The organism is Bacteroidota bacterium (assembly GCA_016195025.1).
Taxonomy (GTDB): Bacteria; Bacteroidota; Bacteroidia; order Palsa-948; family Palsa-948; genus Palsa-948.
This window is the reverse complement of sequence record JACQAL010000013.1, coordinates 39,657-64,571: the sequence shown is the minus strand read 5'-3', so window position 1 is coordinate 64,571 and position 24,915 is coordinate 39,657. Positions and strand designations below refer to the sequence as shown.

At 41.2% G+C, this 24,915-nt stretch carries 21 protein-coding genes; 15 read left to right on the top strand and 6 right to left on the bottom strand.

Annotation, left to right across the window (positions count from 1 at the left end):
- Window positions 1-49: 49 nt before the first annotated feature.
- Complete coding sequence (locus tag HY063_01805) at window positions 50-1,558, bottom strand: hypothetical protein (GenBank protein ID MBI3500501.1); 1,509 nt, start codon at window positions 1,556-1,558, stop codon at window positions 50-52.
- A 134-nt stretch (window positions 1,559-1,692) separates the two neighbouring features.
- On the opposite strand from HY063_01805, the gene gcvP reads away from it, so the two are divergent.
- From gcvP to gldN, 8 genes are all read left to right on the top strand, one after another.
- Entirely contained in the window at window positions 1,693-4,569 is a 2,877-nt protein-coding gene (gcvP, locus tag HY063_01800) for an aminomethyl-transferring glycine dehydrogenase (protein ID MBI3500500.1), read from the top strand.
- 63 nt (window positions 4,570-4,632) lie between these two features.
- A complete protein-coding gene (locus tag HY063_01795; GenBank protein MBI3500499.1) occupies window positions 4,633-5,700 on the top strand; it encodes a T9SS type A sorting domain-containing protein in 1,068 nt (355 codons plus the stop codon).
- Between the two features lie 382 nt (window positions 5,701-6,082).
- The gene (locus tag HY063_01790) at window positions 6,083-7,069 is read left to right on the top strand and encodes a T9SS type A sorting domain-containing protein (protein MBI3500498.1); all 987 of its coding nucleotides are present in this window, start codon (window positions 6,083-6,085) and stop codon (window positions 7,067-7,069) included.
- Between the two features lie 285 nt (window positions 7,070-7,354).
- Window positions 7,355-8,296: a type IX secretion system membrane protein PorP/SprF gene (locus HY063_01785; GenBank protein ID MBI3500497.1), complete on the top strand. Its 942-nt coding sequence runs from the start codon at window positions 7,355-7,357 to the stop codon at window positions 8,294-8,296.
- A 157-nt stretch (window positions 8,297-8,453) separates the two neighbouring features.
- Window positions 8,454-9,941, top strand: coding sequence for an SUMF1/EgtB/PvdO family nonheme iron enzyme (locus HY063_01780; GenBank protein ID MBI3500496.1), 1,488 nt, complete (start codon window positions 8,454-8,456; stop codon window positions 9,939-9,941).
- A gap of 56 nt (window positions 9,942-9,997) precedes the next feature.
- Window positions 9,998-11,026 carry a gliding motility protein GldL gene (gene gldL / locus HY063_01775; GenBank protein MBI3500495.1) on the top strand — a complete coding sequence of 343 codons (1,029 nt, stop codon included), beginning with the start codon at window positions 9,998-10,000 and terminating at the stop codon, window positions 11,024-11,026.
- A 45-nt stretch (window positions 11,027-11,071) separates the two neighbouring features.
- Entirely contained in the window at window positions 11,072-12,727 is a 1,656-nt protein-coding gene (gldM, locus tag HY063_01770) for a gliding motility protein GldM (GenBank protein MBI3500494.1), read from the top strand.
- Window positions 12,728-12,749: 22 nt separating this feature from the next.
- Window positions 12,750-13,682 carry a gliding motility protein GldN gene (gene gldN / locus HY063_01765; GenBank protein MBI3500493.1) on the top strand — a complete coding sequence of 311 codons (933 nt, stop codon included), beginning with the start codon at window positions 12,750-12,752 and terminating at the stop codon, window positions 13,680-13,682.
- 119 nt (window positions 13,683-13,801) lie between these two features.
- On the opposite strand, the gene HY063_01760 is transcribed toward gldN, so the two are convergent.
- Entirely contained in the window at window positions 13,802-14,002 is a 201-nt protein-coding gene (locus HY063_01760; GenBank protein MBI3500492.1) for a hypothetical protein, read from the bottom strand.
- A 188-nt stretch (window positions 14,003-14,190) separates the two neighbouring features.
- Here HY063_01760 and HY063_01755 point away from each other — a divergent pair, with 188 nt between their 5' ends.
- The 7 genes from HY063_01755 to tsaB all read left to right on the top strand — a co-directional run bounded on the left by HY063_01755 (window position 14,191) and on the right by tsaB (window position 20,675).
- On the top strand, window positions 14,191-14,796 hold the full coding sequence (locus tag HY063_01755; protein ID MBI3500491.1) for a superoxide dismutase: 606 nt from the start codon (window positions 14,191-14,193) through the stop codon (window positions 14,794-14,796).
- Window positions 14,797-14,841: 45 nt separating this feature from the next.
- Window positions 14,842-15,537 carry a 50S ribosomal protein L25/general stress protein Ctc gene (locus HY063_01750; GenBank protein MBI3500490.1) on the top strand — a complete coding sequence of 232 codons (696 nt, stop codon included), beginning with the start codon at window positions 14,842-14,844 and terminating at the stop codon, window positions 15,535-15,537.
- Window positions 15,538-15,603: 66 nt separating this feature from the next.
- Entirely contained in the window at window positions 15,604-16,188 is a 585-nt protein-coding gene (locus HY063_01745; protein MBI3500489.1) for an aminoacyl-tRNA hydrolase, read from the top strand.
- 44 nt (window positions 16,189-16,232) lie between these two features.
- On the top strand, window positions 16,233-17,018 hold the full coding sequence (locus tag HY063_01740) for a T9SS type A sorting domain-containing protein (GenBank protein ID MBI3500488.1): 786 nt from the start codon (window positions 16,233-16,235) through the stop codon (window positions 17,016-17,018).
- 90 nt (window positions 17,019-17,108) lie between these two features.
- Window positions 17,109-18,530, top strand: a complete 1,422-nt coding sequence (locus HY063_01735) for a TolC family protein (GenBank protein ID MBI3500487.1) — start codon at window positions 17,109-17,111, stop codon at window positions 18,528-18,530.
- Window positions 18,531-18,533: 3 nt separating this feature from the next.
- Entirely contained in the window at window positions 18,534-19,901 is a 1,368-nt protein-coding gene (locus tag HY063_01730) for an efflux RND transporter periplasmic adaptor subunit (protein ID MBI3500486.1), read from the top strand.
- A gap of 18 nt (window positions 19,902-19,919) precedes the next feature.
- Window positions 19,920-20,675 (top strand): tRNA (adenosine(37)-N6)-threonylcarbamoyltransferase complex dimerization subunit type 1 TsaB, encoded by a 756-nt coding sequence (gene tsaB, locus HY063_01725; protein ID MBI3500485.1) that lies wholly within the window; start codon window positions 19,920-19,922, stop codon window positions 20,673-20,675.
- Here the strand turns inward: tsaB and HY063_01720 are convergent.
- The 4 genes from HY063_01720 to HY063_01705 form a co-directional block, all read right to left on the bottom strand.
- Window positions 20,639-21,841, bottom strand: coding sequence for a sigma-54-dependent Fis family transcriptional regulator (locus tag HY063_01720; GenBank protein ID MBI3500484.1), 1,203 nt, complete (start codon window positions 21,839-21,841; stop codon window positions 20,639-20,641). The genes tsaB and HY063_01720 overlap by 37 nt on opposite strands.
- 1 nt (window position 21,842) lies before the next feature.
- Window positions 21,843-23,297, bottom strand: a complete 1,455-nt coding sequence (gene miaB, locus HY063_01715; protein MBI3500483.1) for a tRNA (N6-isopentenyl adenosine(37)-C2)-methylthiotransferase MiaB — start codon at window positions 23,295-23,297, stop codon at window positions 21,843-21,845.
- A gap of 103 nt (window positions 23,298-23,400) precedes the next feature.
- Window positions 23,401-23,802, bottom strand: coding sequence for a large conductance mechanosensitive channel protein MscL (gene mscL, locus HY063_01710; GenBank protein MBI3500482.1), 402 nt, complete (start codon window positions 23,800-23,802; stop codon window positions 23,401-23,403).
- A 74-nt stretch (window positions 23,803-23,876) separates the two neighbouring features.
- Window positions 23,877-24,866: an aspartate-semialdehyde dehydrogenase gene (locus HY063_01705; protein MBI3500481.1), complete on the bottom strand. Its 990-nt coding sequence runs from the start codon at window positions 24,864-24,866 to the stop codon at window positions 23,877-23,879.
- Between the last annotated feature and the right edge of the window lie 49 nt (window positions 24,867-24,915).

Genomic DNA, 24,915 nt, shown 5'->3' with positions numbered 1-24,915 from the left:
CGAAAACTGAAACAAAGCAAAATGCTTTACACTTTAGAAAAAATATTTTTCAAGTTGATTTTTCTTTTAACACTTCCGCAAACGGCCTGTTTTCAATTTTACTCGTTATCCATGAAATCAAATCAAAATATTCCAGCGGGCGTCCTTCAAACGGATCTTTTTGTATGACGAGCAATTGTTCGCGCAGGTTTTTCAAAACGCCCGTTAAATCTTCGGTGGTATCTACCTTGATTAATTTCTTGCGGATGAAATCCAGAATTATTTTTTCGTACTTGTACATCTGTTCGCGCTTGATGAGAAAGCGGTAAGTGCTTCGCAAAAGCGATTTCATAAACTGCGGGCTGCTTCCTTTTTCATATTGCGCTATGATGTAAAAAATCCTCACCATGCTGTCGAAGTCCGCGCGCGCTTTCAATCCGCCCGCGCTGATGATTTTATAAAGCCAGCCGATCGTGTCTTTGTATCTGCCAGCCATAAAATACAAGAACGCGAGGTTCATGTAGATGGAAAACTTTTCAAGGTTTGACATGATGTCATCAAACTCCAGAATTTCCATTTCAATTCTTTTTGCCGCGTCCAGTCCTTTCTGAATTTTTCCGGTCATCATGTAATAGCCCAACTCGTGATAGGAAAGCAACGTTGCCGCTGCCCGCTCAGACCGTTTAGTGAAATGTTTTTTGTTCTCGTTCAGTTTCACAATCGCTTCAAACATTTCATCGTGCTTCTTTAACGTTGTGCAGCAATATAAAAACGCATTTGTGGCTGTAATATAAAAATGAGAGTTATAAGCAATCTGTTCGGGCTGAGTGAAAAAAGAATCTACGCACTTTTTTGTGTAGGCAAATCCTTTTTCAAAATCACCGTCCATAAAGCAGTAGAGAAAATGACTGTAATAAAAATGCCTTTTAGCTTTGAACGTAAGCGCTTCCGATTCGCTTTTCCAGAGTTTTGATTTTACAATGTGTTCAAGTTTTTTCTTCTCTTCCGGCTTTCTGAAAACACCAATCACGTGATGAAGGTTGTAAATCTCCATCAGAATATTTTTATAGTCGGTGAGGTTGGTAAGAATTTTAATATTGTCTTTACTTTCCCGAATCACATTTAACTGCGTATCTATTTCAAATAATTTGCTTGCAATCACATCTTCCCAGTTCAGAATTTCGGAAAGGATGTGGAACATTTCATACTTAACCGCAATTGTTTTTGCTTTCGTCAGAACTTTCCGGCATTGCTTGTACAATCCTTTTTCATAGAGCACTTCGTTGCGGTGAAGGAGCGAGTAAACTTCCGTGTCAATGCTTTCGTGGTACGAGCCGAGTGATTTCAAAATTAAATTATAGAGATGATGTTTCCGCCACGCGAGATTTTTTATGAACTCCTTATCTTTATTTTTCTCGCGGAAAATTTTTTCATCGTACTCTTTCATTTTATCCATCGCGGTGAACAGCGCGAGGTACGCCTTGTCGCCTTTCTGCAGTTGGGAAAACAAATGGAAGTAGCGCCTTTCGTTTCGCGAGAGGGATTTTAGCAGGGAAAAAAGGTCATCGCTTCTTTTCACGGGAATCAAATATACAGGAAAGCGGAAAGATGGAATAATGGAATGTTGGAATGCCAGGTGTTTTCATCTTATTCCATTATTCCAACATTCCATTTGTTATTATATTTGTTCTCCTAAAAATAAGAATAGAAAATATGTCAACCTTCGCATCCCGCCACATCGGCCCCAGAGAAAAAGATTTGAAACCAATGCTGAAAAAAGTTGGTGCAAATTCTCTTGATGAATTAATTTCTCAAACAATTCCTTCCAACATACGATTGAAAAAACCGCTGAACCTTCCGGAAGGATTGAGTGAGTTTGAATATCTGAAAGAACTGAAGACAACCGCTTCGCGAAATAAAATTTATAAATCATACATCGGACAAGGATATTACAACTGCATTATTCCTCCCGTTACGCAGCGAAATGTTTTGGAAAACCCGGGATGGTACACTGCTTACACTCCTTATCAAGCCGAGATTTCACAGGGAAGATTAGAGGCGCTTCTGAACTTTCAAACAATGGTAATTGATTTAACCGGATTGCCGATTGCCAACGCATCACTTCTCGATGAAGCAACTGCAGCAGCAGAAGCAATGATTTTATTTCACAACTCACGCCCCAAGTCTTCTAGTGCAAATACTTTTTTCGTTTCCGAAAAATGTTTTCCGCAAACGATTGATGTGGTGAAAACACGCGCACTTCCTTTAGGAATTGAAGTTATTGTCGGAGATCATACAAAAATTTCTTCGGAGAAAATTTTCGGGGTGCTTATTCAATATCCAGATACAAACGGAAATGTTTCCGATTACAAAGAGTTCGTAAATAAAATTCATTTCGCAGGAGGATTTGTTGCCGTTGCTTCTGATTTGATGGCTTTAACACTTTTAACTCCTCCCGGAGAATGGGGAGCCGATGTAGTGCTGGGAAATTCCCAGCGCTTCGGAGTGCCGATGGGATATGGCGGACCGCACGCAGCGTTCTTCGCAACCAAAGAAGATTTCAAACGTTCATTGCCGGGAAGAATTATCGGAGTATCGGTTGATTCATCCGGAAATCCTGCATTGCGCATGGCTTTGCAAACGCGCGAGCAGCACATCCGCAGGGAAAAAGCAACATCCAATATTTGTACAGCGCAAGCGCTGCTTGCCATCATGGCAAGCATGTACGGAGTGTATCACGGCCCGGCAGGATTGAAAGCGATTGCAGAAAAAATTCATCATCTTGCCTGCGGAATTTCGGAACAATTAGAAAAATTAGGATTGAATCTCAGTAATAAAACTTTCTTTGATACAGTTTCGATTTCTATTGCCGATAAAATTCTGATTCAGAAAATCAAAACGCTTGCTGAAGGAAAACAGATCAACTTTAATTATTCTGAAAATAAAATCGGAATCAGCGTTGATGAAACTACAACAGGAAAAGACGCGAAAGAAGTTGTAGAGGTTTTTGCAGAAGGGCTGGGAAAAAATATTTCCGTTCCTTCTTTGAACGGTGAAACAAATAAAAGTGTTATTAAAAATTCTCCGTTCAATCGCACTTCATCTTACATGACTCATCCTGTTTTCAATTCTTTTCATTCCGAAACAGAAATGATGCGCTACATAAAAAGATTGGAGAATAAAGATTTGTCGCTCACACATTCGATGATTTCGCTTGGTTCGTGTACAATGAAATTAAATGCAGCGGCAGAACTTTATCCCATCACCTGGCCGGAATTCGCCAACATTCATCCCTTCGCGCCTGCGGAACAAACCGAAGGATATAAAATTGTAATCAGCGAACTGGAAAAATTTCTCTGCGAGATTACCGGATTTTCTGCCGTGTCATTTCAGCCGAACAGCGGTGCGCAGGGAGAGTATGCAGGGCTTCTTACGATACAAGCATATCATCAAAGCAAAGGCAACACACATAGAAAAGTTGTGTTGATTCCTTCATCGGCACACGGAACAAATCCGGCAAGCGCTGCTATGGCGGGAATGGAAATTGTGATTGTGAAATGCGATGCGAACGGAAATGTGGATGTAAATGATTTGCGCGCGCAGGCGGAAAAACACAAAGCGAATCTTTCCTGTTTAATGGTAACGTATCCTTCCACGCACGGAGTTTTTGAAGAAGCAATTACTGACATCACAAAAATAGTTCACGATAACGGAGGACAAGTTTATATGGATGGCGCGAACATGAACGCGCAGGTTGGTTTGACAAGTCCTGCAACAATAGGAGCAGATGTTTGTCATTTGAATCTTCATAAAACTTTTGCAATTCCTCACGGAGGAGGAGGACCGGGAATGGGACCGATTGGTGTGGCAGCGCATCTCGCACCGTTTCTTCCATCGCATTCTATGTTAAATCCCAAATCCCAAATCCCAAATCCCAAATCAACAGCCGTTTCTGCTGCGCCTTATGGAAGTTCACTTATACTTTTAATTTCTTACGGCTATATAAAAATGCTCGGCAAACAAGGAGTGACAGATGCAACGCGCTACGCGATTCTGAATGCAAATTACATGAAAGAAATTCTGAAGGAACATTATACTATATTATATGTAGGAAAAAACGGACGCGTTGCGCACGAAATGATTTTGGATTGCGCTGCTATTAAGCGCGCATCGGGAATTGAAGTGGGTGATATTGCAAAACGTTTGATGGATTACGGTTTTCACGCGCCAACGGTTTCTTTTCCTGTGCACGATACATTAATGATTGAGCCAACCGAAAGCGAATCAAAAGAAGAACTGGATAAATTCTGTGAAGCGATGATCTCCATAAAAAAAGAAATTGATGACATCGCAAATAAAAAAGCAGACGCAACTGATAATGTTTTGAAAAATTCTCCGCACACTGCAAAAGTTTTAATTGCCGATGAATGGAAACATTCTTACTCAAGAGAAAAAGCCGCCTATCCTTTGCACTGGGTGCGTGAAAATAAATTCTGGCCATCGGTAGGCAAAATAGATAATGCATACGGAGACAGAAATTTAATTTGCGCCTGCCCTCCTGTGGAGAGTTATGTGAAAGAAAAAGCGTGAATGGCTAAGGAAAAAATTTATATTTGCAAACTCAAAAATAAACATTCATTAAAAATTAGTTCTATGAAAAAAATTTACACATTACTTTTAGCAGTTGGTTTTGTTGCAGCAACCGGTTTTGCGCAGCAGGCAGCACATCCTTCAAGCAAGATGGTTCAGAAATCTTCAGCAACTGCAAAACAAACAGGACCTGTTTCCTCTTCAAATGTTGCTGACTTTACGCCCACCATTTGGGATGATAATGCCGGCAAACCCGGTACTGTGCTGGGCACCGGAACTGCTTTTACGGTTGCGCAAGTTGATACTTCTGTGGCCGCATTAAAGCAAATAGGTTCACCTATTGAAGCAATCTATAATACGGTGGGAGTTTTTTCTTCTGCGGTTACTATTCCGGCTAACCATATATTTTGGGCGGGCTTCACTATGAATTATGCATCGGGAGATTCTGCCGGATTGGTTACATCCAAAGATGCCACTCCCGGAGATGCGCCCGGAACAACAGGAGATTTTCCACAGGCGCAGAATTATACATTTGAACAGTGGAGTGATAACTCGTGGAATTCTTTTAATGATGGCACAACGAATACATGGGGATTAGATATTGCGAATGCTATTTTTCCTGCTGTAACACTCACCTCGGGTGCCGATACATTAACGGTTCATCTTAATATTTCAACCGGAGTTACTCCAACCATTTATAAATCGGGTGGCGGAGGGTATGTTTCCGGCCAGAATAATTATAGCGATATTGCAAAAGTTCAAAAGTTTGATTCCACCATGGGAGTAACTTCCGGTGGAACGATTAACAGCATTCTTTTCTGGTTTGGCGCGAAAATAGGAGGCGGTGCGGCAGTGAATAATTTATCTTCCAACCTGCTTTCTGTTTCCGCTACTCCCAATCCTGCTTTTGATGTTACTACTATTCGATATGAATTGAACGAATCTGAAAATGTTTCCTTATCTATTGTTGACCTTAGCGGAAAAGAAGTTTTCTCACAGGCGCAGGGAACAAAAGCGCAAGGCAAACATCAAGTCAAAGTAGATGTTTCAAATTTTAATTCCGGAATGTATTTTTATACGCTCACTGCCGGAAATTATAAAATGACGGGCAAGATGAGCGTGGTGAAATAATTTTTCTTTTCTCCGCTAAAAAAACCCTGACGGTACTCGCCAGGGTTTTTTATTTTGCAGCGGCTGGTTACGAAATTATAATCTGCAGCAGGTTGGTCCAGGGCGAATTGAATTTGGAATCGGTTTTGCTGCGCCAGCGCACGTAGCAGTAAAATGTTTTTCCGGTAGTGTCTCACTTTAGAATTTATTTAGTGAACCTTTGTGCCTTCATGCCTTTGTGGCTATATTTTTCTCTTCTTTGCTACTAATTCACTAAGAAAAATCACACGAAGAAATACAAACTGAGACACTACCGCCTTTTTTTCTTTTCTGCGCAATGAAATAATATTTTACTTTTGCCGCTCAATTAAAAATTCATAAACTTAAAAAACCCACAACCATCATGAAAAAAAATTACATTCTTTTTCTGCTTGCAGCATTCATTGGCTTTTCTGCGCAGGCGCAGGTAATTAATTCCGGAATTAATCCAATGCCTGTGAAAAATCTTATTCACAAAACCGGAAATCCTTCGGCAATGACAACCGATACATTGCGTCCTCCTTCTTTCGGCTCGCCCGTAATGTGCGATACGGCTCCGGTGTATTATACGCTGGACTCGAAAGCCCCCAATGATACCGGATACGCTTTCGGTAATAATGTATATGGAGAAACTATGTGCGCTGAAAAATATTACGCAACCGGAACAGTGAGTGAAGTGCTGGTGTGGTACGGATATAAAACAGGAACTACCGGAAGCACATCCGTAAAACTTTATTCTATTGATGCAACCACTAAAGGGCCTTCGGCTACTGTGTTGGGCACAAGCGCGGTTGTAACCACTGCAAGCGTTACCCTCACGCCTTATACCACATATACCTTTTCTGCTTCTGTTTCTGTGACAGGTTCATTTGCGGCAGCAGTTGTTTTTCCAACTACCGCAGGAGATACAGTTGCGGTTGTATCAACTAAACTGGGATGCAGCACTGCCGATTCATTATCATATGAGGACTTTCCTACTTTTGGCGGGTGGTTGAATACTAAAGCAGCTTTTGGCGTTAACTTGGATTTATATATTCTTCCGGTAGGAACATTAACGCTTACCACAGGCGTGAAGAATGAATATTCCACTTCCGGATTAAGTTTGCTTGGCGCATATCCGAACCCGGCAAATGAATTTACAAATATCAAATACCGGGTGGATGCTCCTGCTACTGTGTCGGCAGTTGTTTTTGATTTAACCGGCCGTGTGCTTTTCAGTTCATCTGAAAATCTGAGCGAGGGCACGCACGAACTAAAAGTTCCGCTGAAAAATCTTTCCGCAGGAAATTATTATTACACTATTCGAACAGATAAAGGAACGCTCACCAGCAAATTTTCGGTGGCGAAATAAAAACACATTGGAAGAAGAAGGGAAGAGTGGAAGATTGGGTTGTTCCCAACTTTCCATTCTTCCATTCTTCCATTCTTCCGTTCTTCCATCCTTCCTTATTATTAATAGACGCAAATTGCAAAATTCTTTAAAAACCAAATAAAAAAAAGAGGTTAAAAATATATTTGCACAGAATTTTCAAAATACTTACCTTAGCCCCCTGATTAAAATTGGGTGTGTAAGGTTGCATGCTCACAAAAAAGTTTTTAACAAAAATTAGTAATTAACAAAATTGCTTTTTACACCATGAGAAAAATTTTACTGTCGCTTAGTTTATCTTTTGCAGCAATGCTCGCCTTTGCTCAGCAAGACCCGCAGTTCAGCCAGAACATGTTTATCAAACTTCCGATTAATCCCGGCTTTGCAGGAACCAATGGCGCTATTTGCGCTACTGCCGCTTACCGCACGCAATGGGTGGGATTTCCCGGTGCGCCCAAGTCCATTTTATTTACTGCCGATGCTCCCGTTGCCGCGTTGCATGGCGGAGCCGGATTAACGGTGATAAATGATAAACTCGGAAACTTTAATTTCATTCAGGCGCGCGGTGCGTATTCTTTTCATAAGCCAATCGGGCAAACCGGATTGCTCGGCATCGGGCTTGAGTTGGGAATTCTTCAAACCTCTGTTCAATACAACTGGCTTGCTCCCGATGGAACGAACGGGCAAAGCGATAATGCAATTCCTGCAGCCGCTTTGGGAAAAATGACATACGATTTGGGTTTAGGCGCGTATTACAGAACCGACCAGTTGTTTGTGGGAATTTCTTCTTCGCATCTTCCGCAGCAAAGCATCCAGGCTAAAAAATTTGATTACCAGGCAGCGCGCCATTACTATGTGTTAGCCGGATATGATTTTATTCTTTCAAGCAAAATAAAACTTTGTCCTTCGGTGCATGTGAAAAGTGATGCCGCAGTTACCACCTTCGATGCAAACCTTCGCCTTATATATAATGATATGTTATGGCTTGGCGCATCCTACCGCCTGCAGGATGCCATTGTTCCGCTGGTGGGATTTGCATGGAGCCCCAATGCAAGGTCAACCCTGAAAATAGGATATGCGTATGATTTCGGAATTTCAGGATTAAAAACATATCACAGCAACACGCATGAAATACTTCTTAACTATTGCGTGAAACTTGCTCCCAAATCCAAAACACAAAGTCATATCAACCCAAGATTTTTGAGATAAAAAATTAATTTTCCCAAGAAGTATATGAAATTATTTCATGCTGATTTTCCGCATTGTATGTTTGGTAACAAATTTTTTTTTTAATCGAGTAAAATAAAGTTCCGTCTTCTCCGTTGGCATTAAAATTACGGGGAAGATGAAACAAAAAAATATAACTATGAAAAAGATTCTTTTCGCTGGATTGTCGGTGCTGTTTCTTGCCGCCTGCGATTCGGGCGACCACGGAGAATTGATTGGCGTGCAGGGCAGAGACCCCTGGTTTCAACCCGACCCTTACGGAACATTGTATTGCCCGATGGGAAGTTATCACATGGGACAGAGCGACCAGGATATTCCCTACAACTACACGCAAAAAGCAAAGATGGTTTCTGTTCAGGCGTTCTACATGGACCAGACAGAAATTTCAAACAACGAGTACCGCCAGTTTGTTAACTGGGTGCGCGACTCTCTTGCGCGCGAATTGCTCGGAACATTAGACGAAGAAAAATGGAGAAATAAATTAGATGAATACGGAGCGGAGCGCGAAGCGGCTTATGAAGACAAAGGATATAGTTTGAACTGGTCGGAGCGTTTGGATTATGGCGACAAAGATGAAGAGGTAAGAAATGCGCTCGCGGATATGTATCTTCCGGTGAAAGAACGGTTTTATACCAAAAAAGAATTTGACACCCGCAAGTTTAATTTTCTTTATTATAGAATTGATTTGAGAAAAGCCGCGCGGAAAGTAAACCGTTTCCAGCCGAATAAATCTACTGACCCGAATGACCCCAATCGTTCCTTTATAAATGGTACTGGTCACCCGGCATTTAACGATATGGATTCTGCTTCGTCAAAAGATGCGCTCGGCTATTATATGATTGACAACAAAGCGCCCAAAAAAGACCGGAGCGTTTTCATTGTGAAAGATGTAATTAATGTTTATCCCGACACGCTCGCATGGGTGCATGATTTTACGTATTCATTCAATGAGCCCATGACGAATAATTATTTCTGGCATCCTGCCTACGATGATTATCCTGTTGTTGGAATTTCATGGAAGCAGGCGCGCGCCTTCTGCGTGTGGAGAACCCAGTACATGGATAGTTACCTGCGAATGATCGGGCATACTATTGTAAATGATTTCCGCCTCCCCACCGAATCGGAATGGGAATATGGCGCCCGCGGAGGATTGGATATGTCACCCTATCCGTGGGGCGGTCCGTATATCCGCAACGCACGCGGATGTTTTCTCGGAAACTTCAAACCCATGCGCGGAAGTTATATTGACGATGGAGGATTTCACACCGTGCATATTTTTTCTTATTCACCCAACGAATGGGGCTTTTACAACATGGCAGGAAACGCTGCAGAGTGGACCAGCAATGCATTTGAAGAAGATGCGTATGATATGGACCATGATTTGAACCCTGACTATGTATATGAACCAACCGAAGATGAAAAATACCAATCCGTTCGCCAGCGAAAAGTTATTCGTGGCGGCTCGTGGAAAGATGTAGGGTTTTATCTTCAAACCAGCACCCGAACATACGAATACCAGGATACCGCTAAATGTTACATAGGTTTCCGATGCGTTATGACGTATCTCGGACGTGCAAAAGGCGATGATCCCACTGCACAAGAAGGAGCAAAACTCGGTGTGAAATAAATTTATAACTTAAATAAATTAAACTATAAAACAACCAATCTAAAAAATCAATTCTTATGACATTCTCAGAATTTGCAGAGACGAAAAAGTTCAAGACCATCATGAACTACATTTACAGTTTAGGTGCCGCAGTGGTTATTGCAGGCGCTCTATTTAAAATACAGCACTGGAAAGGCGCTGACCTTATGCTTAACGTGGGCATGGGAACCGAAGTGTTTGTGTTTACCGTATTCGCCATTGACCCCACGCAGGTGCACATGGAGTTGGATTGGTCATTGGTTTATCCTGAATTAAAACTGGGCGCAGACCCGGATAAGGCAAAAGACGAAAACCTTTCAGTTACCGAGGAGTTAGACAACATGCTGGAAGAAGCAAAAATAGGTCCTGAACTGATAGAAAGTTTGGGCTCGGGATTGAAAAGTTTGAGCGACAACACGGCAAAACTTTCCAACTTGTCTGATGCCAGCGTTGCCTCAAATGAATTTACCAACAATATGAAAACCGCTTCTCAAAAAATCGGAACTCTTTCCGATGCATATGATAAAGCATCCACATCCATCAGCGGCTCCATCAGCGATTTGGAAAAAGCATCGAGCAAAACCGCGCAGGCGCTTGACGTTATTACCAATTCCACGCAGCAGCAGGCGGGCACTTACAGCGAACAGTTGAAAAGCGTTTCAAAAAATCTTACTTCGCTGAACAGCGCCTATGAACTTCAACTGCAGAATTCGCAGGAGAATATCAAAGCGGCCGCAAAAGCAAACGAAGGAATTCAGAAACTTGTTTCCTCGCTCGAAGCCAGCATGCAGGCAGCGCAGCGCGATGCGGTTTCTTATAACGAGCATCTCAAGAAAAGTTCCGGCAATATTCAAAACCTCAACTCTGCTTATGAATTGCAGTTGCAAACCATGAGCAGCGCAAACAAATCGTACCAGGGTTTTGAAAAAGCCATGGCAAGTTTGGGTTCAACGGTGGAAGATGCCACCCGTTTCAAACAACAGATTGCTTCACTCACCGATAATCTTGCTGCCTTAAATACCATTTACGGAAACATGCTTACCGCAATGAGCATTGGCAGAAAATAATTTTATCAAAGCAAAACATTAACCGAATAAAACGATTATAACTATATGTCAGGAGGAGGCACACCGCGGCAGAAAATGATTAATCTGATGTACCTTGTACTATTGGCGCTGCTCGCAATGAATATTTCCAAAGAAGTTCTTAACTCCTTTGCGCTTGTAAATAACGGCTTGGTAAAAACCAACACAACCTTTGCCGCGAAGAACGAAATTACCTACAATAATTTTGAACTCGCAATGCTGAATGACCCTGTAAAGGTAAAGCCCTATTATGACAGAGCATTGGGAGTGAAAAAACGCTCGCAGGAAATGTTTGATTATATTGAAACGCTGAAAGTTTCCCTTGTTAAAGAAGTGGAAAACGCGGACAGCATTGAAGTGGAAGGAAAAAACGGTAAAGACAGCATTGTAAGAATTATCAGCGATGTGCTTAACATGAAAAATAAAGAAGACAATGCAACGCCCACGCGGTTTTTCATGGGCACCTCCGATGCCGAAGCAGAACCCGGCACAAGAGCGTTTGAGTTGAAAGAAAAAATAAAAAAGTACAAAGAGGATTTGCTGACCTATATTGATACCAGAGACAGAGCCAACATCCGCCTGGGGCTTGACATAGCGAATGTATTTAACCATCACGAAAATAAAGAAGTGACCTGGGAGAATAATATTTTCTATCACAACGCTTCCATTGCCGTAATGTGTTTGCTCACAAAAATGCAGAACGATGTAAAGAACGGAGAAGCAGATATTATTAATACACTCTTCAACCGCATTGATGTTAACTCCTTCAAGTTCGATACGCTTTCAGCCCGCGTAAATGCCGAATCAAAAATTGTACTTATCGGAGACCAGTACAGAGCAGAAATTTTTGCAGCGGGATTCAGCACCACTGCCAATCCGCAAATCTGGCTCGGAACGTATGATTCAACTACCGGAAACATTAAAGGTCCCATTGATTCTACTTCGGTAAAAGTTAGTAAAGGAGTAGGAACCTATACCATTGCTCCCGGTGCAGAAGGCACAACGGAGTATACCGGTATTATCCGCATGAAAAATCCTGCCGACCCCAAAGCGTCACCGAGAGTTTTCCCATTTAAGGGAGAATATAAATCTCAAAAACCGGCCATTGTGGTTTCGCCTGATAAAATGCTTGTGTTTTACGCGGGAGTTGACAACCCCGTTACTATTTCAGTTCCGGGAATTCCATCGGAAGATTTGCGTCCGTCTATGTCGGGCGGAAGCATCAGCGGCTCGAAAGGAAAATATACTGTAAAAGTCAGCGCTTCTACCAAAGAAGCAACCATTAATGTGTCTGCACAGGTGAAAGGCGGAACCAACAGGTCAATGGGACAAGGAGTGAAATTCCGCGTTAAGCCAATTCCTCCTCCCGTTGCAACAGTTTACGGAAAACGCAATGCCGATTTTATCAAACAGGGCGAGTTACAATTTGTGAAAGCAGTAGTGCCCGTGCTTGATAACTTCGACTTTGATGTAAAATTCCAGGTGGTATCGTTTGATGTTTCCATGAACATAAATGGATTGGAAGTTAGCGAGTCGGCTTCCGGTCCTTCTATGAATGAGAAACAACTATCTCTTCTTAAGAAAGCAAAAAGAGGAAATAAAATTTACATTGAAAAAGTAAGAGTAAAAAAGCCCGATGGAATAGTAGTGGATGTGCCGGGTGTTAACTTGAAAGTCACTTGATTTGTCATAAATCATACTAACTATGAAAAAATTATTGAACGCATCAAAGTTTTTGTGGATGGCAGCATTTTGCACTGCAGTTGCTCTTGCATCTGCTCAGCAGCCCACGCAAGGCAATCCCACATTAACCTCCGGCTCGGGTGGAATTTTAGAGCCGCCCGGTGGAGGAGTTCTCGATGGAGTGTATACTCCTGAACATTTGCCTTTCAGAAAACCAATTCCCTATGTATACGAACGGGAGGCGGACATCATGTGGCAAAAAAGAATCTGGAGAACAATTGACCTGCGCGAAAAAATAAATCATCCGCTGTATTATCCCGATGATGATTTGGCAAAACGCCCTTCTCTTTTCCGTATTCTTCAGAAAGGAATTTATACAGGAAAGATTAATACAGTTTTTGACTTCGACCCCTCTACTATGGAGTTTGGCAGTACCTTAACTGTGCCTGAAATAGTAAAGACCATGACCGAGCAACTTGCAATGAAGGATTCTGCCGGCAATCCGCTTATGGATTCATTAGGAAATCAAGTATACAAACCCGATACCATCCGGCCCGACAAGGTTCTGCAATATCTGATAAAGGAAGATTGGTTTTTTGACAAGCAGCGTTCGGTAATGGATGTACGCATAATTGGAATTGCTCCTCTTATTGAATCGAGCGACCCGGTAAGCGGAAAGTTTGGCTACAAACCATTATTCTGGTTATACTATCCCGCCATTCGTAACATATTAGCGCAAAGTTATTGCTACAATCCCTATAACGATGCCGAATGGAGAACGTTCGATGAAGTTTTTCAAAAAAGATTATTCAGCAGTTACATATCAATGGAATCGAACGTATACAACCGCACCGTTACAGCATATTTACCCGGGCAGGGAATGGATCAATTGCTGGAATCGGAGAGAATCAAAGATGATATTTTCAAATTCGAGCACGACATGTGGCATTTTTAACCGCCATGCATGCAAAAGAAAAAACCCGGGCAAAAAAATGTTCCGGGTTTTTTATTTCAAATAAAAATAAGTACCCGAAGAATTACTCAACAGGTACTACTCAATAAAAAAAATTGGAATTACTTCTTAGTAGTGTCTGCAGGTGCTTTTGTTGAATCAGCAGTTGCAGCGCTTGATGCTTGCTGCAAAAGAGCGTTAGCAGCAGAGTCAGCGGCTTTTTGAAGCGCTTCTTCCATTTTCTTTTGTTCTTCAGCAGAGGGTCCGCAGGAAATGAGTCCTAAGAATGCACATGCTGTTACGATTGCGAATAACTTTTTCATTTTGTTTGTTTGTTTTTAAAGGAATATGGGCGCAAATGTATATAAATTTATTTTGGAAGGGCAAGTATCTGCAAAAATATTTTTTTATCTTTGCCTCCCTTTTTGAAAAACTGTTAAAAGCTTTGATTCATCGGACATAATTTTATAGAGAAGACGAATAAAAACAATAACAATTAACCTGAAAGAAAATGGCATTCGAACTACCAAAATTACCTTACGCATACAACGCGCTTGAGCCGCATATTGATGCGCGCACAATGGAAATTCACCATACCAAGCATCACAATGCATATGTCACTAATCTGAATAATGCAATTGCAGGAAAGCCCGAGGAAAAACTTTCCATAGAAGAAATTTGCAAGAGCGTTTCAAAATATGCTCCGGCAGTCCGTAACAACGGAGGCGGGCATTACAATCACTCCATGTTCTGGACAATTATGAAACAGGACGGAGGCGGTGAACCAACAGGAATTTTATCAGATGCAATTAAATCTGCTTTCGGTTCTTTCAACGATTTCAAAACACAGTTTAATAATGCAGCAACAACCCGCTTTGGTTCAGGATGGGCTTGGCTCGTTTCGCAGAATGGAAAATTGGCAATCGGCTCAACTCCTAATCAGGATAACCCGCTGATGGATGTTTCCGACCTGAAAGGATTTCCCGTTATCGGGCTGGATGTTTGGGAACACGCTTATTATCTCAACTATCAAAACCGCAGGCCTGATTACATTAATGCATGGTGGAATGTGATTAACTGGGATGAAGCGGCAAAAAGATTTTCTTCAGCAAAATAATTTTTATCGGTGTAATCAAAAATAAATCAGTGTAATCTTAATAAAATGAAAATGCTCACACTCTCCGGCTCGCAGCGGAAATCTCTCGGCAAAAAAGGAACACATGAACTTCGCAAAGAAGGAAAAGTTCCGTGCATTCTTTACGGAGGAAAAGATGTTCTCCATTTCGAAGCAATTGAAAAAGATTTCAAGCCGCTCGTTTATTCTCCCGATATTCATCTTGTAAAACTGGATGTGGCAGGAAAAAAAGTTGATGCCATTGTGAAAGAAATTCAATTCCATCCGGTAACTGACGGAATCATGCACGTTGATTTTCTCGAAGTGATTGCTGACAAACCTGTGGTGATGGATATTCCTGTGAAGTTCAACGGAACCGCGGCAGGCGTAAGAGAAGGCGGACAAATGCTGAAGAAACTCACGAAGATTCGTGTGAAAGGATTAATTTCAAAAATCCCCGCAACGATTGAATTGAATGTTGAATCATTGAAAATTGGCGACTATATCCGAATCAAAGACATTAAATACGATGGCGTAACTTTTCTTCATGAACCAACAGTTACTATTGTTGCTGTGAAAACAACTCGTGTTGTTGTAGAAGAAACCCCGGTGGCAGCCGCAACTACGGCAACCGCAGCAACGCCAGCAGCAGGAGCAGCAGCACCCGCAGGAACAACGCCTGCCCCCGATGCGAAAGCCGCAACTCCAGTCAAAGAAGAAAAGAAAGAAGAAAAGAAAAAATAATTTTCTTTTCCCTGAAAGAAGAAATCACAGTTCGTATATTCGGGCTGTGATTTTTTCTTTTTAAGAATGTCAAATAAATTTCTCATACTCGGTTTAGGAAATCCTGGCGAAGAATACGATAACACGCGCCATAATATCGGATTCAAAATTTTAGATTCGTTTGCTCATTCACTAAAAGTTCAGTTTGAAAATTCCCGGTTGGCTTTTATTGCGGAGGGGAAAATTAAAAACAAACTTTTTTTTCTCATCAAGCCAACCACATTTATGAACCTGAGCGGCAAAGCGGTAAATTATTATCTGCAGAAAGAAAAAATTCCCCTTCAGAATTTATTGGTGATAACCGATGATGTGGCGCTTCCGCTTGGTGCAATCCGCATTCGCGCGAAAGGAAGCGATGGCGGCCACAATGGATTAAAAAGCATTAATGAAATTTTAGTTTCAGGTCCCGATAGCTATCGGGATTATGCGCGGCTTCGTTTCGGAATCGGCAATGAATATCCCAAAGGCGCACAGGTAAATTACGTTCTTGGAAAATGGACAAATGATGAACTGAAAATTATTTCTCCGAGAATTGAACTTGCTTCCGAAGCCATAAAAGATTTCGGGTTAATGGGAATAGAAAAAACAATGAATGCTTACAACAGCAAATAGAATTTTTTATCTTTACAATTCAAATTCACAAATAAAATTTATACATGAAAAATATTTTTACTCTCGCTTCGCTTCTTGCAATTTTTACTTCGGCATTTTCCCAGGTAACCGTTTTGCAAAACGATTTCAATTCCTATGTTGGCACAACTGCAACTGTTCAGCAGGGATGGTATTATTCGTGGAACACTGCCGCTTCTACTTCTGGGGGACCTTCTTACTATACAAGCGCATCCTATTCGGGAGCAGCGCCCAACGCATATAAATTAGGAGGCGTGAATGGACAAAAAGATACCATCATTACTCCTTCTTTCTGGGGGGCTGACTCGGTTTCTTTCTGGTGCCGAGGTGCAGGTGTTCCTTACAAGCAGCAGGACACGCTTGATATTTATGAATCGCCTGACAGCAGCAGTTGGACATTGGTAGTTGAAAAAGATTCTCTTCCAACTGCAGGAACAACGCTCACGTATTCCATTCAGCCCACCACAAATCATTTGATGTTTATTTATAAGCGCGCAACAGTTAACGGAGGAAGTGTTGCTTTTGATGATGTGATGGTGCTTTCAAATGCTGTGGGAATTTCTGCTCCGCAATCAATTTCAGAAATAAATATTTTCCCAACAGTATCGAATGGTTTTTTCAGGATTGAATCGTCAGAAAAAATTCAGAGCATAGAAGCATATACTATAGCAGGAGAAAAAATATTTTCCTTCCTTCCTTCTTCTCAACGTTCAATTCCGGTTGATGCTTCGTCTCATCCCGATGGAATTTATCTTCTGTCATTGAAAACAAATTCCGGAATTATTACAAAAAAAATAATTATCAGCCGATAATAAAAAGTAATTTCCTTCTTTCATAGAGAAGATTTTCATAGGGAGACACCAGAAATCTATTTTTCTATCTTTACTGTTCTTAAAACAGGTATGAGGATTCTTCTTTTTCTTTTTCCGATTTTTCATTTTTCATTTTTGTTTGCACAAGAGCAAGCACAGCCATGGAATCTTCAGCAATGTATTGAATGGGCATTGCAGCACAATATTCAAGTAAAACAAAATATTCTGAATGAAAAATCTTCGGAAGAATCGCTTCTTCAAAGCCGGGCGCAGCTTCTTCCCAGCTTAAACGGCAATGCTTCCAATTCCTACAACAGCGGAAAAAAAATTGATCCGTTCACCAATCAATTTACCAGCAGCGGATTTACTCTTTCGCAAAATTTTTCCCTCAGCACAAGCATGACTTTGTTTAGCGGATTTTCAAATCTGAATACTATAAAGCAGAATCAATACACCACGCTCGCCAGCCAATACGATGTTCAGAAAATGCAGAATGATATTTCCTTGCAGGTTGCCTCTGCCTACTTGCAAATCCTGCTGGCACAGGAACTTCTTTCCGTTGCCCAGAATCAGCAAGACATTACAAAACTTCAGGTGGAACGCACGCAAAAATTAGTAGATGTGGGAAATCTTCCGAAGGGAAATTTGTTCGACATTCAGGCGCAATTTGCCAGCGAAGGCGTGAATGTGGTGAATGCCGAAAATAGTTTGGCTCTTGCTTCGCTCAATCTTGTTCAAATGCTGAATCTCGATACGATAAAAAATTTTTCTATTGCGAAACCCGAAATCACTTTGCCAGCAGATGTTATTTTAAACACAACACCCGCCCAAGTATATGAGGCCGCATCTTCAAAAATGCCGGAAATCAAAAGTGCAGAATTCAAACTAAGAAGTTCTGAAAAAAGCATTGCGGTTGCGCGTGCAGGAATGTTTCCCAAATTAAGCGTGAGCGCATCCTACGGCACGGGTTATTCTGGCGCAAGCAAAGAAATAAAATCTGTTGTGCCCGATGGCTATGACACAACCGGCTTCACCACCGGAGGTCAATATGTTCTTGCTCCAAAATTTTCTTACGATTATCAGCCGATTCCTTATTCCACGCAGTATAAAAATAATGTGAACAAGAGTGTGGGATTTTATCTTTCCGTTCCGCTGTTTAATAATATGCAAACGCATACTGCAGTTCAGCGCGCAAAAATTTCTATGCAAAGTGCGCAACTTACTTTGCAATTACAAAAAGATAATTTGCGGAAAACCATTCAACAATCGTATAACGATGCCATGTCTGCTATGAAAAAATTTTCGGCAACACAAAAAGCAGTCAGCGCCATGGAGGAATCTTTCAAATATATGGAACAGCGATTTACAGTGGGCGCAGCCACTTCCACCGAATACAACGATTCAAAAAATAAACTCATCAAAGCAAAATCGGATTTGCTGCAATCAAAATACGATGCAGTTTTCAAAATGAAAGTTTTAGATTTTTACCAGGGGAAACCCATAACTCTTTAGCAAATGAAAAAGCCACTCATATTAATAGGAAGCGGAATAATAATTATCGCAACCATTCTGGGAATAAAAAGCTGCTCGAACAGCGGTGCAACGGAAGTTACCATCGAAAAAGTTCAGCGCAGAACAATTGTTGAAACTGTTTCTGCGAATGGGAAAATTCAGCCGGAGGTTGAATTGAAAATTTCTTCAGATGTATCGGGAGAAATTGTTGAGTTGAATATAAAAGAAGGCGACCATGTGGAGAAAGGCGACATTGTTGCAAAAATAAAACCGAACACGTATCAATCTGCACTTGACCGCGCGCAAGCGAGCATGAACACCATGCAGGCAAATCTTGCCAATTCAAAAGCGCAACTTACACAAATCAAAGCGCAGTTCGCAAACGCAGAAGCAACTTTTGAGCGCAATAAAAAATTATTTGACCAGGGAGCCATTTCACAGGCAGATTTTCTGAATGCAAAATCTTCCTATGAAACTGCCAAAGCGCAAGTGGAAGCATCGGAAGAAAATGTAAAGGCATCTGCCTTTAATATTGGCAGCGCGCAAGCATCAGTGAATGAAGCGCAGGAAAATCTGAACAAGACATCTATTTTTGCTCCCGTGAGCGGAACGGTTTCGAAACTCAGCAAGAAAAAAGGCGAGCGCGTGGCAGGAAATCAGTTTGCAGAAGGAACAGAGATTATGATTCTCGCCAACCTGAACGAAATGCAGGTGAATGTGGATGTAAATGAAAATGACATTGTGCGCGTGCATCTGCACGATACTGCCGATATTGAAGTGGATGCTTATCTTGGCAGAAAATTCAAAGGTATTGTTACCGACATTGCAAATTCCGCAAACACTTCAACCACCACTGTTGCTACTGACCAGGTTACAAATTTCACAGTAAAAATCCGAATACTGCAGGAGTCGTATAAAGATTTGATGAAGGAAAATGTTTCGCCTTTTCGTCCTGGAATGTCTGCCACCGTTGATATTCATACCAAGCGCGCTGTGAATGTTTTTTCGCTTCCAATTCAGGCAGTGACTACTCGCAGCGATTCGGCTATGAATACAAGTGAAAAAAAGAAAGAAGAAAACTTTGATGCAAAAGTTGTTGATGAAAAACAAAAAAAGTTGGAAGAAAATAAATTGCAAAAAAGTTTTAAGACGCAAGAATGTGTTTTTGTTTTTGAAAACGGAAAGGTTCGTCTGCAAAAAGTGAAAACCGGGATTCAGGATAACCTGGCAATTGAAATTACAGAGGGAATTAAAGAAGGCGATGAAGTGGTGAATGGACCGTACAACGCAGTTGCAAAAACTCTGAAAGACGGAATGGCTGTGAAAAAATCTGAGAAGAGCGAAATTGTTTCTAAGTGGAAGCAGCAATAATTTGTCATTGCGAATGAAATGCCAAAGCAATCTCCCCTTATACTTTGTTTAGAAACTTCCACTAAAATTTGCTCCGTTGCACTCGGACAAAATGGAAACGTAGTTGCGCTGAAAGAATCTTCTGAAGAAAAATATTCTCACGCAGAAAATCTCACAGTTTATATTCAGGAAGTTTGTTCGCAAGCAAAAATTTCTTTAAAAGATATTGATGCCGTTGCAGTAAGCAAAGGCCCCGGCTCATTTACCGGTTTACGTATTGGAGTTTCAACTGCGAAGGGATTGTGTTATGCGCTGGAGAAACCGTTGATTGGAATTAATTCGTTGGAAGCAATAGCGGCCGGGCAAGTCAAAAGTCAAAAGTCAAAAGTCAAAAGTTTATTTGCCCCGATGATAGATGCCAAACGAATGGAAGTTTATTGCGCAGTATACGATAAAGAGTTAAATGAAATCAAAAAAACTTCTGCAGAAATTATTGACGAGAATTCATTTTCCGGTTTATTGGGAAAAAATAAAATCTATTTTTTCGGAGACGGTTCTGCAAAATGCAAATCACAAATCAAACACTCAAATGCTGTTTTCATTGATGATGCAACTCCTTCTGCGGAATTCATGATTCCGATTGCGAAAAAATATTTTTTGGAAAATAAATTTGAAGACCTTGCGTACTATGAGCCGTTCTACTTAAAGGATTTTGTAAGCCCTTCGACTTTGCTCAGGGTAAATTCAGCGCGAAGTAATTATTCTTCTAATCCGTATCGAGTAATTTTCCTGTAAAGCGTGCGCTCTGAAATTCCCAATTCCTTTGCCGCTTTGTTTCGTCTGCCTTTGTATTTGCTGAGCGCTTTTTTAATCATCTCAATTTCTTTTTCTTCAAGCGAGAGTGGCTCTTCCACTTCTTCGTGTTCTTCCACATGCTCGTCAATATGCGCAGTTGGTTTTTGATGAAGTATTACTGGCTTATCATTTAGAATAGTTGTTTCGTCCGAAAGATTTTCTACTGTTTCAGGATGGAAATCATTTCTTCCCTGCAGCATTCCAAAAACAATTCTTTTTAAATCAGAAACATCTTTCCGCATGTCGAATAAAACTTTGTAGAGAAGTTCCCGCTCATTGAATTCTCCGTCACCTCCTTTGTAAAGTGTGGGATGTTTTGTGACTTGGGTTTCGGGTAAATATTTTTGAAGTGTTTCAGAATTGATGTCTCGTGTTTTCTCAATGATGGAAATCTGTTCGGTAATATTTTTCAACTGGCGCACGTTTCCCTGCCAGGAATATTCCTGCAGTAATTTTTCTGCTTCCGCATTCAATTTCACAGGAGGAATCCGATGCTTGCCTGCAAAATCTCCTGCGAATTTTCGGAAGAGCAATGGAATATCTTCCCTGCGTTCGCGCAAAGATGGAACAGCAATAGGAACGGTATTCAACCGATAATATAAATCTTCGCGAAACCTTCCCTTCGCAACCGCATCAGGAATATTTACGTTCGAAGCGGCCACCACACGTACATTCGTTTTCAAAACTTTCGAGGAACCCACTTTAATAAACTCCCCGCTCTCCAGCACGCGGAGCAAACGCGCCTGCGTAGCCAATGGCATTTCGGCAACTTCATCCAAAAAAATTGTCCCGCCATTCGCCACTTCAAAATATCCTTTGCGCGCCTCGTGCGCTCCGGTGAACGAACCTTTCTCGTGCCCGAACAGTTCCGAATCAATCGTGCCTTCGGGAATTGCACCGCAGTTCACCGCGATGTACGGCCCGTGCTTGCGTGCGCTGAGTTGATGAATGATTTGCGGAAACACTTCCTTGCCCGTTCCGCTCTCGCCCGTAATCAGCACGCTCAAATCGGTAGGCGCAACCTGCATGGCAACATCAATCGCCCGGTCAAGAAGCGGAGAACTTCCAATAATGGAAAATCTATTTTTTATATCTCTGATGTCCATTTTAAATAACTTCTCCCAACATTGTTGCTGGTGTCACTTCATTTATCAAGACGTTTACATACTCACCTTTATTGTGATTTCCTCTTGGAAAAACAACCACCGTGTTCTGAGAATTTCTTCCGTACAATCTTTCAGAAGATTTTTTTGAAACCCCTTCGATTAAAACCCTGTGAATTTTCCCCAAACCTTTTTTTGTGCGCTCGGAAGAATGTTCCATTTGCAAGTCAATCACCTCCTGTAATCTTTTTTTCTTGAGTTCTTCCGGAACATCATCATTATATTTTTTTTGAGCGAGTGTTCCCGGTCGTTCGCTGTAAGCAAACATATATGCAAAATCAAATTTTATTTCTTTCATCAGTGAAATTGTATCGGCATGTTCTTCATCCGTTTCTCCGCAGAAGCCCGTAATGATATCGGTAGAAATTCCGCAGTCGGGAATAATTCTTCGGATTGCAGAAATGCGTTCTAAATATTTTTCTCTTCTGTAGCCACGGTTCATTCTTTCTAACATGGTTGAACTTCCGCTCTGCACGGGAAGATGAATATAGTTGCAGATGTTTTCGTTTTTCACAATCGTGTGCAGAACATCATCGGTCATATCCTGTGGATTGGAAGTAGAAAAACGAATTCGCAAATCGGGAGAAACTTTGGCGACCATTTCTAAAAGTTGAGCGAATGTTACACAACCTTCAAGGTTTTGAAAACCTTGAAGGTTTAATTCTTTTTTCGCTTTTCCACCCGCCCATAAATAAGAATCCACATTCTGCCCGAGAAGAGTTACTTCTCTGTACCCTTGCTCAAATAAATTCTTCGCTTCGTTCACAATGCTTTCGGGCTCACGGCTTCTTTCTCTTCCGCGCGTGAACGGTACCACACAAAACGAACACATATTATCGCATCCGCGCGTGATGCTGATGAAGGCGGTTACTCCGTTTGAATCGAGGCGAACGGGATTTATATCGGCATAGGTTTCTTCAAGCGAGAGCAAAACATTCACGGCTTTTTGTCCGCCTTCAACACTTTCGATTAAATTAGGCAAGTCGCGGTATGCATCGGGACCAACAACGATATCTACAATTTTTTCCTGTTCCAGAAATTTTTCTTTCAGTCGTTCTGCCATGCATCCCAAAACGCCAATCATTAGTTTCGGGTTTTTCTTTTTGAGCGTGTTGAAAGTTTTTAATCTTCCACGCACACGCTGCTCGGCTCCTTCGCGGATGGCACAGGTGTTTATCAAAATTAAATCGGCTTCGTTGAAATCTGCGGTGGTGGAATATCCCTTTCCCGAAAGAATACTCGCCACAATTTCGCTGTCGGAAAAATTCATGGCGCATCCGTAGCTTTCGAGAAATAATTTCTTGACCTCACCCCGACCCTCTACCAAAGGAGAGGTAGAAAGCATCAGTGCTTCGCCTTGCTTTGCTTCTTCAATTACTTTATTTCCGTAGATATCCATAAAAGTGAACAAAGATAATCAAAGGAGGGCGTGTGACAAACTGTCATCACGCATAAATGTTTGTTAAAAAAATTATAAAAATTAGAATTTAGATAGGATGTTTTTACTTTTTCTCTTTAATTGAATCGCGAATTTCAGTTAGAAGGATTTCTGTTTTAGTGGCTGAAGTTGATTCTGTTTTTCGTATGCGATTCATTGCCTTTACAAGCAAGAACAGCGCGAATGCCACAATGGTGAAATCAATTATTTGCGTCATAAACCCTCCAACCTGAATAGCAACTTCGGGAGTAATAATTTTATCTCCATCCTTCACTTCGTGCTGAAGAATATATTTCACTTTTGATAAATCTATTTCAAGAAACAATTTTCCTATAAGCGGCATTACCATTCCATCAATAAATGCAGAAACTACTTTATTGAATGAAGCTCCGATTACCACTGCAACCGCCATATCAACCAAATTGCCACGCATGGCAAACTGCTTGAATTCTTTTATGAGCCCCATTTTATTTTTTGATTAAATAAAAACAGCCGGCTAATATTTTTAATACTGGCGGCTGTTTATTAGAATAAAATTTATCAAACTAATTTTTTCGCAACCATATATTCTGCAATCTGAACTGCATTAGTGGCAGCGCCTTTGCGAAGGTTATCGGCACAGTTCCACATGTTTAGCGTTTTGGGTTGCGTGTTGTCTCTGCGGATTCTTCCCACAAACACATCGTCCTTATTCTGAACATAAATAGGCATGGGATATTTGCTGTTGCGAAAATCATCTTGCAGCGCTACTCCTTTTGTATCGGAAAGAATTCTGCGTACATCTTCTATTTTGAATTCTTTTTTGAACTCCACATTTACTGACTCGCTATGACCTCCGACTACAGGAATGCGCACGCAGGTGGCAGTAACCTTCACTTTTTTATCATCCAGAATTTTTTTAGTTTCTTCCGTCATTTTTACTTCTTCTTTGGTGTAACCTTCTTCATTGAAATCAGCAATCTGCGGAATAATGTTCAGGTCAATCGGGAAAGGATAAACTTTTTCAGAAGGAATATTTTTCCGCTCATTCATCAATTGTTCAACGGCTCTCATACCCGTTCCTGTTACAGATTGATAAGTAGAAACAACAATTCTTTTTATTCCATATTTTTTATAGAGCGGATACAAAGGCATCAGCATTTGAATGGTTGAGCAATTCGGATTTGCAATAATGCGGTCTCTTTTCTTAATCACATTCGCATTTATTTCAGGAATCACGAGTTTGATATCGGGGTGCATTCGCCATGCAGAAGAATTGTCAATCACCACTGCACCCGCGCTCGCAAACTTATGTGCCCATTCCATGCTAGTTGCCGAGCCGGCAGAGAACAACGCAATCTGCGGTTTCTGAGTAATTGCTTCATCCATACTCATTACTTTATAAGTACGTCCTCGAAAACTTACATCCCTTCCAACGGAACGTTTGGATGCTACGGGAAGAAATTCAGTTACACGAAATGTTCTTTCCTCAAGAACTTTTACCATTACATTTCCAACTAATCCTGTTGCACCTATAATTGCTACTTTCATTTGATTTTTTGAATAAAAATGAGGTTTTTATGATTTAAGCGTGCAAAGG

Excerpts from the sequence above, each read along its gene's own strand:
- gcvP (MBI3500500.1), top strand. The coding sequence starts at position 1,693 with ATGTCAACCTTCGCATCCCGCCACATCGGCCCCAGAGAAAAAGATTTG.
- HY063_01795 (MBI3500499.1), top strand. The coding sequence starts at position 4,633 with ATGAAAAAAATTTACACATTACTTTTAGCAGTTGGTTTTGTTGCAGCA.
- HY063_01790 (MBI3500498.1), top strand. The coding sequence starts at position 6,083 with ATGAAAAAAAATTACATTCTTTTTCTGCTTGCAGCATTCATTGGCTTT.
- HY063_01785 (MBI3500497.1), top strand. The coding sequence starts at position 7,355 with ATGAGAAAAATTTTACTGTCGCTTAGTTTATCTTTTGCAGCAATGCTC.
- HY063_01780 (MBI3500496.1), top strand. The coding sequence starts at position 8,454 with ATGAAAAAGATTCTTTTCGCTGGATTGTCGGTGCTGTTTCTTGCCGCC.
- gldL (MBI3500495.1), top strand. The coding sequence starts at position 9,998 with ATGACATTCTCAGAATTTGCAGAGACGAAAAAGTTCAAGACCATCATG.
- gldM (MBI3500494.1), top strand. The coding sequence starts at position 11,072 with ATGTCAGGAGGAGGCACACCGCGGCAGAAAATGATTAATCTGATGTAC.
- gldN (MBI3500493.1), top strand. The coding sequence starts at position 12,750 with ATGAAAAAATTATTGAACGCATCAAAGTTTTTGTGGATGGCAGCATTT.
- HY063_01760 (MBI3500492.1), bottom strand. The coding sequence starts at position 14,002 with ATGAAAAAGTTATTCGCAATCGTAACAGCATGTGCATTCTTAGGACTC.
- HY063_01755 (MBI3500491.1), top strand. The coding sequence starts at position 14,191 with ATGGCATTCGAACTACCAAAATTACCTTACGCATACAACGCGCTTGAG.
- HY063_01750 (MBI3500490.1), top strand. The coding sequence starts at position 14,842 with ATGAAAATGCTCACACTCTCCGGCTCGCAGCGGAAATCTCTCGGCAAA.
- HY063_01745 (MBI3500489.1), top strand. The coding sequence starts at position 15,604 with ATGTCAAATAAATTTCTCATACTCGGTTTAGGAAATCCTGGCGAAGAA.
- HY063_01740 (MBI3500488.1), top strand. The coding sequence starts at position 16,233 with ATGAAAAATATTTTTACTCTCGCTTCGCTTCTTGCAATTTTTACTTCG.
- HY063_01735 (MBI3500487.1), top strand. The coding sequence starts at position 17,109 with ATGAGGATTCTTCTTTTTCTTTTTCCGATTTTTCATTTTTCATTTTTG.
- HY063_01730 (MBI3500486.1), top strand. The coding sequence starts at position 18,534 with ATGAAAAAGCCACTCATATTAATAGGAAGCGGAATAATAATTATCGCA.
- tsaB (MBI3500485.1), top strand. The coding sequence starts at position 19,920 with ATGCCAAAGCAATCTCCCCTTATACTTTGTTTAGAAACTTCCACTAAA.
- HY063_01720 (MBI3500484.1), bottom strand. The coding sequence starts at position 21,841 with ATGGACATCAGAGATATAAAAAATAGATTTTCCATTATTGGAAGTTCT.
- miaB (MBI3500483.1), bottom strand. The coding sequence starts at position 23,297 with ATGGATATCTACGGAAATAAAGTAATTGAAGAAGCAAAGCAAGGCGAA.
- mscL (MBI3500482.1), bottom strand. The coding sequence starts at position 23,802 with ATGGGGCTCATAAAAGAATTCAAGCAGTTTGCCATGCGTGGCAATTTG.
- HY063_01705 (MBI3500481.1), bottom strand. The coding sequence starts at position 24,866 with ATGAAAGTAGCAATTATAGGTGCAACAGGATTAGTTGGAAATGTAATG.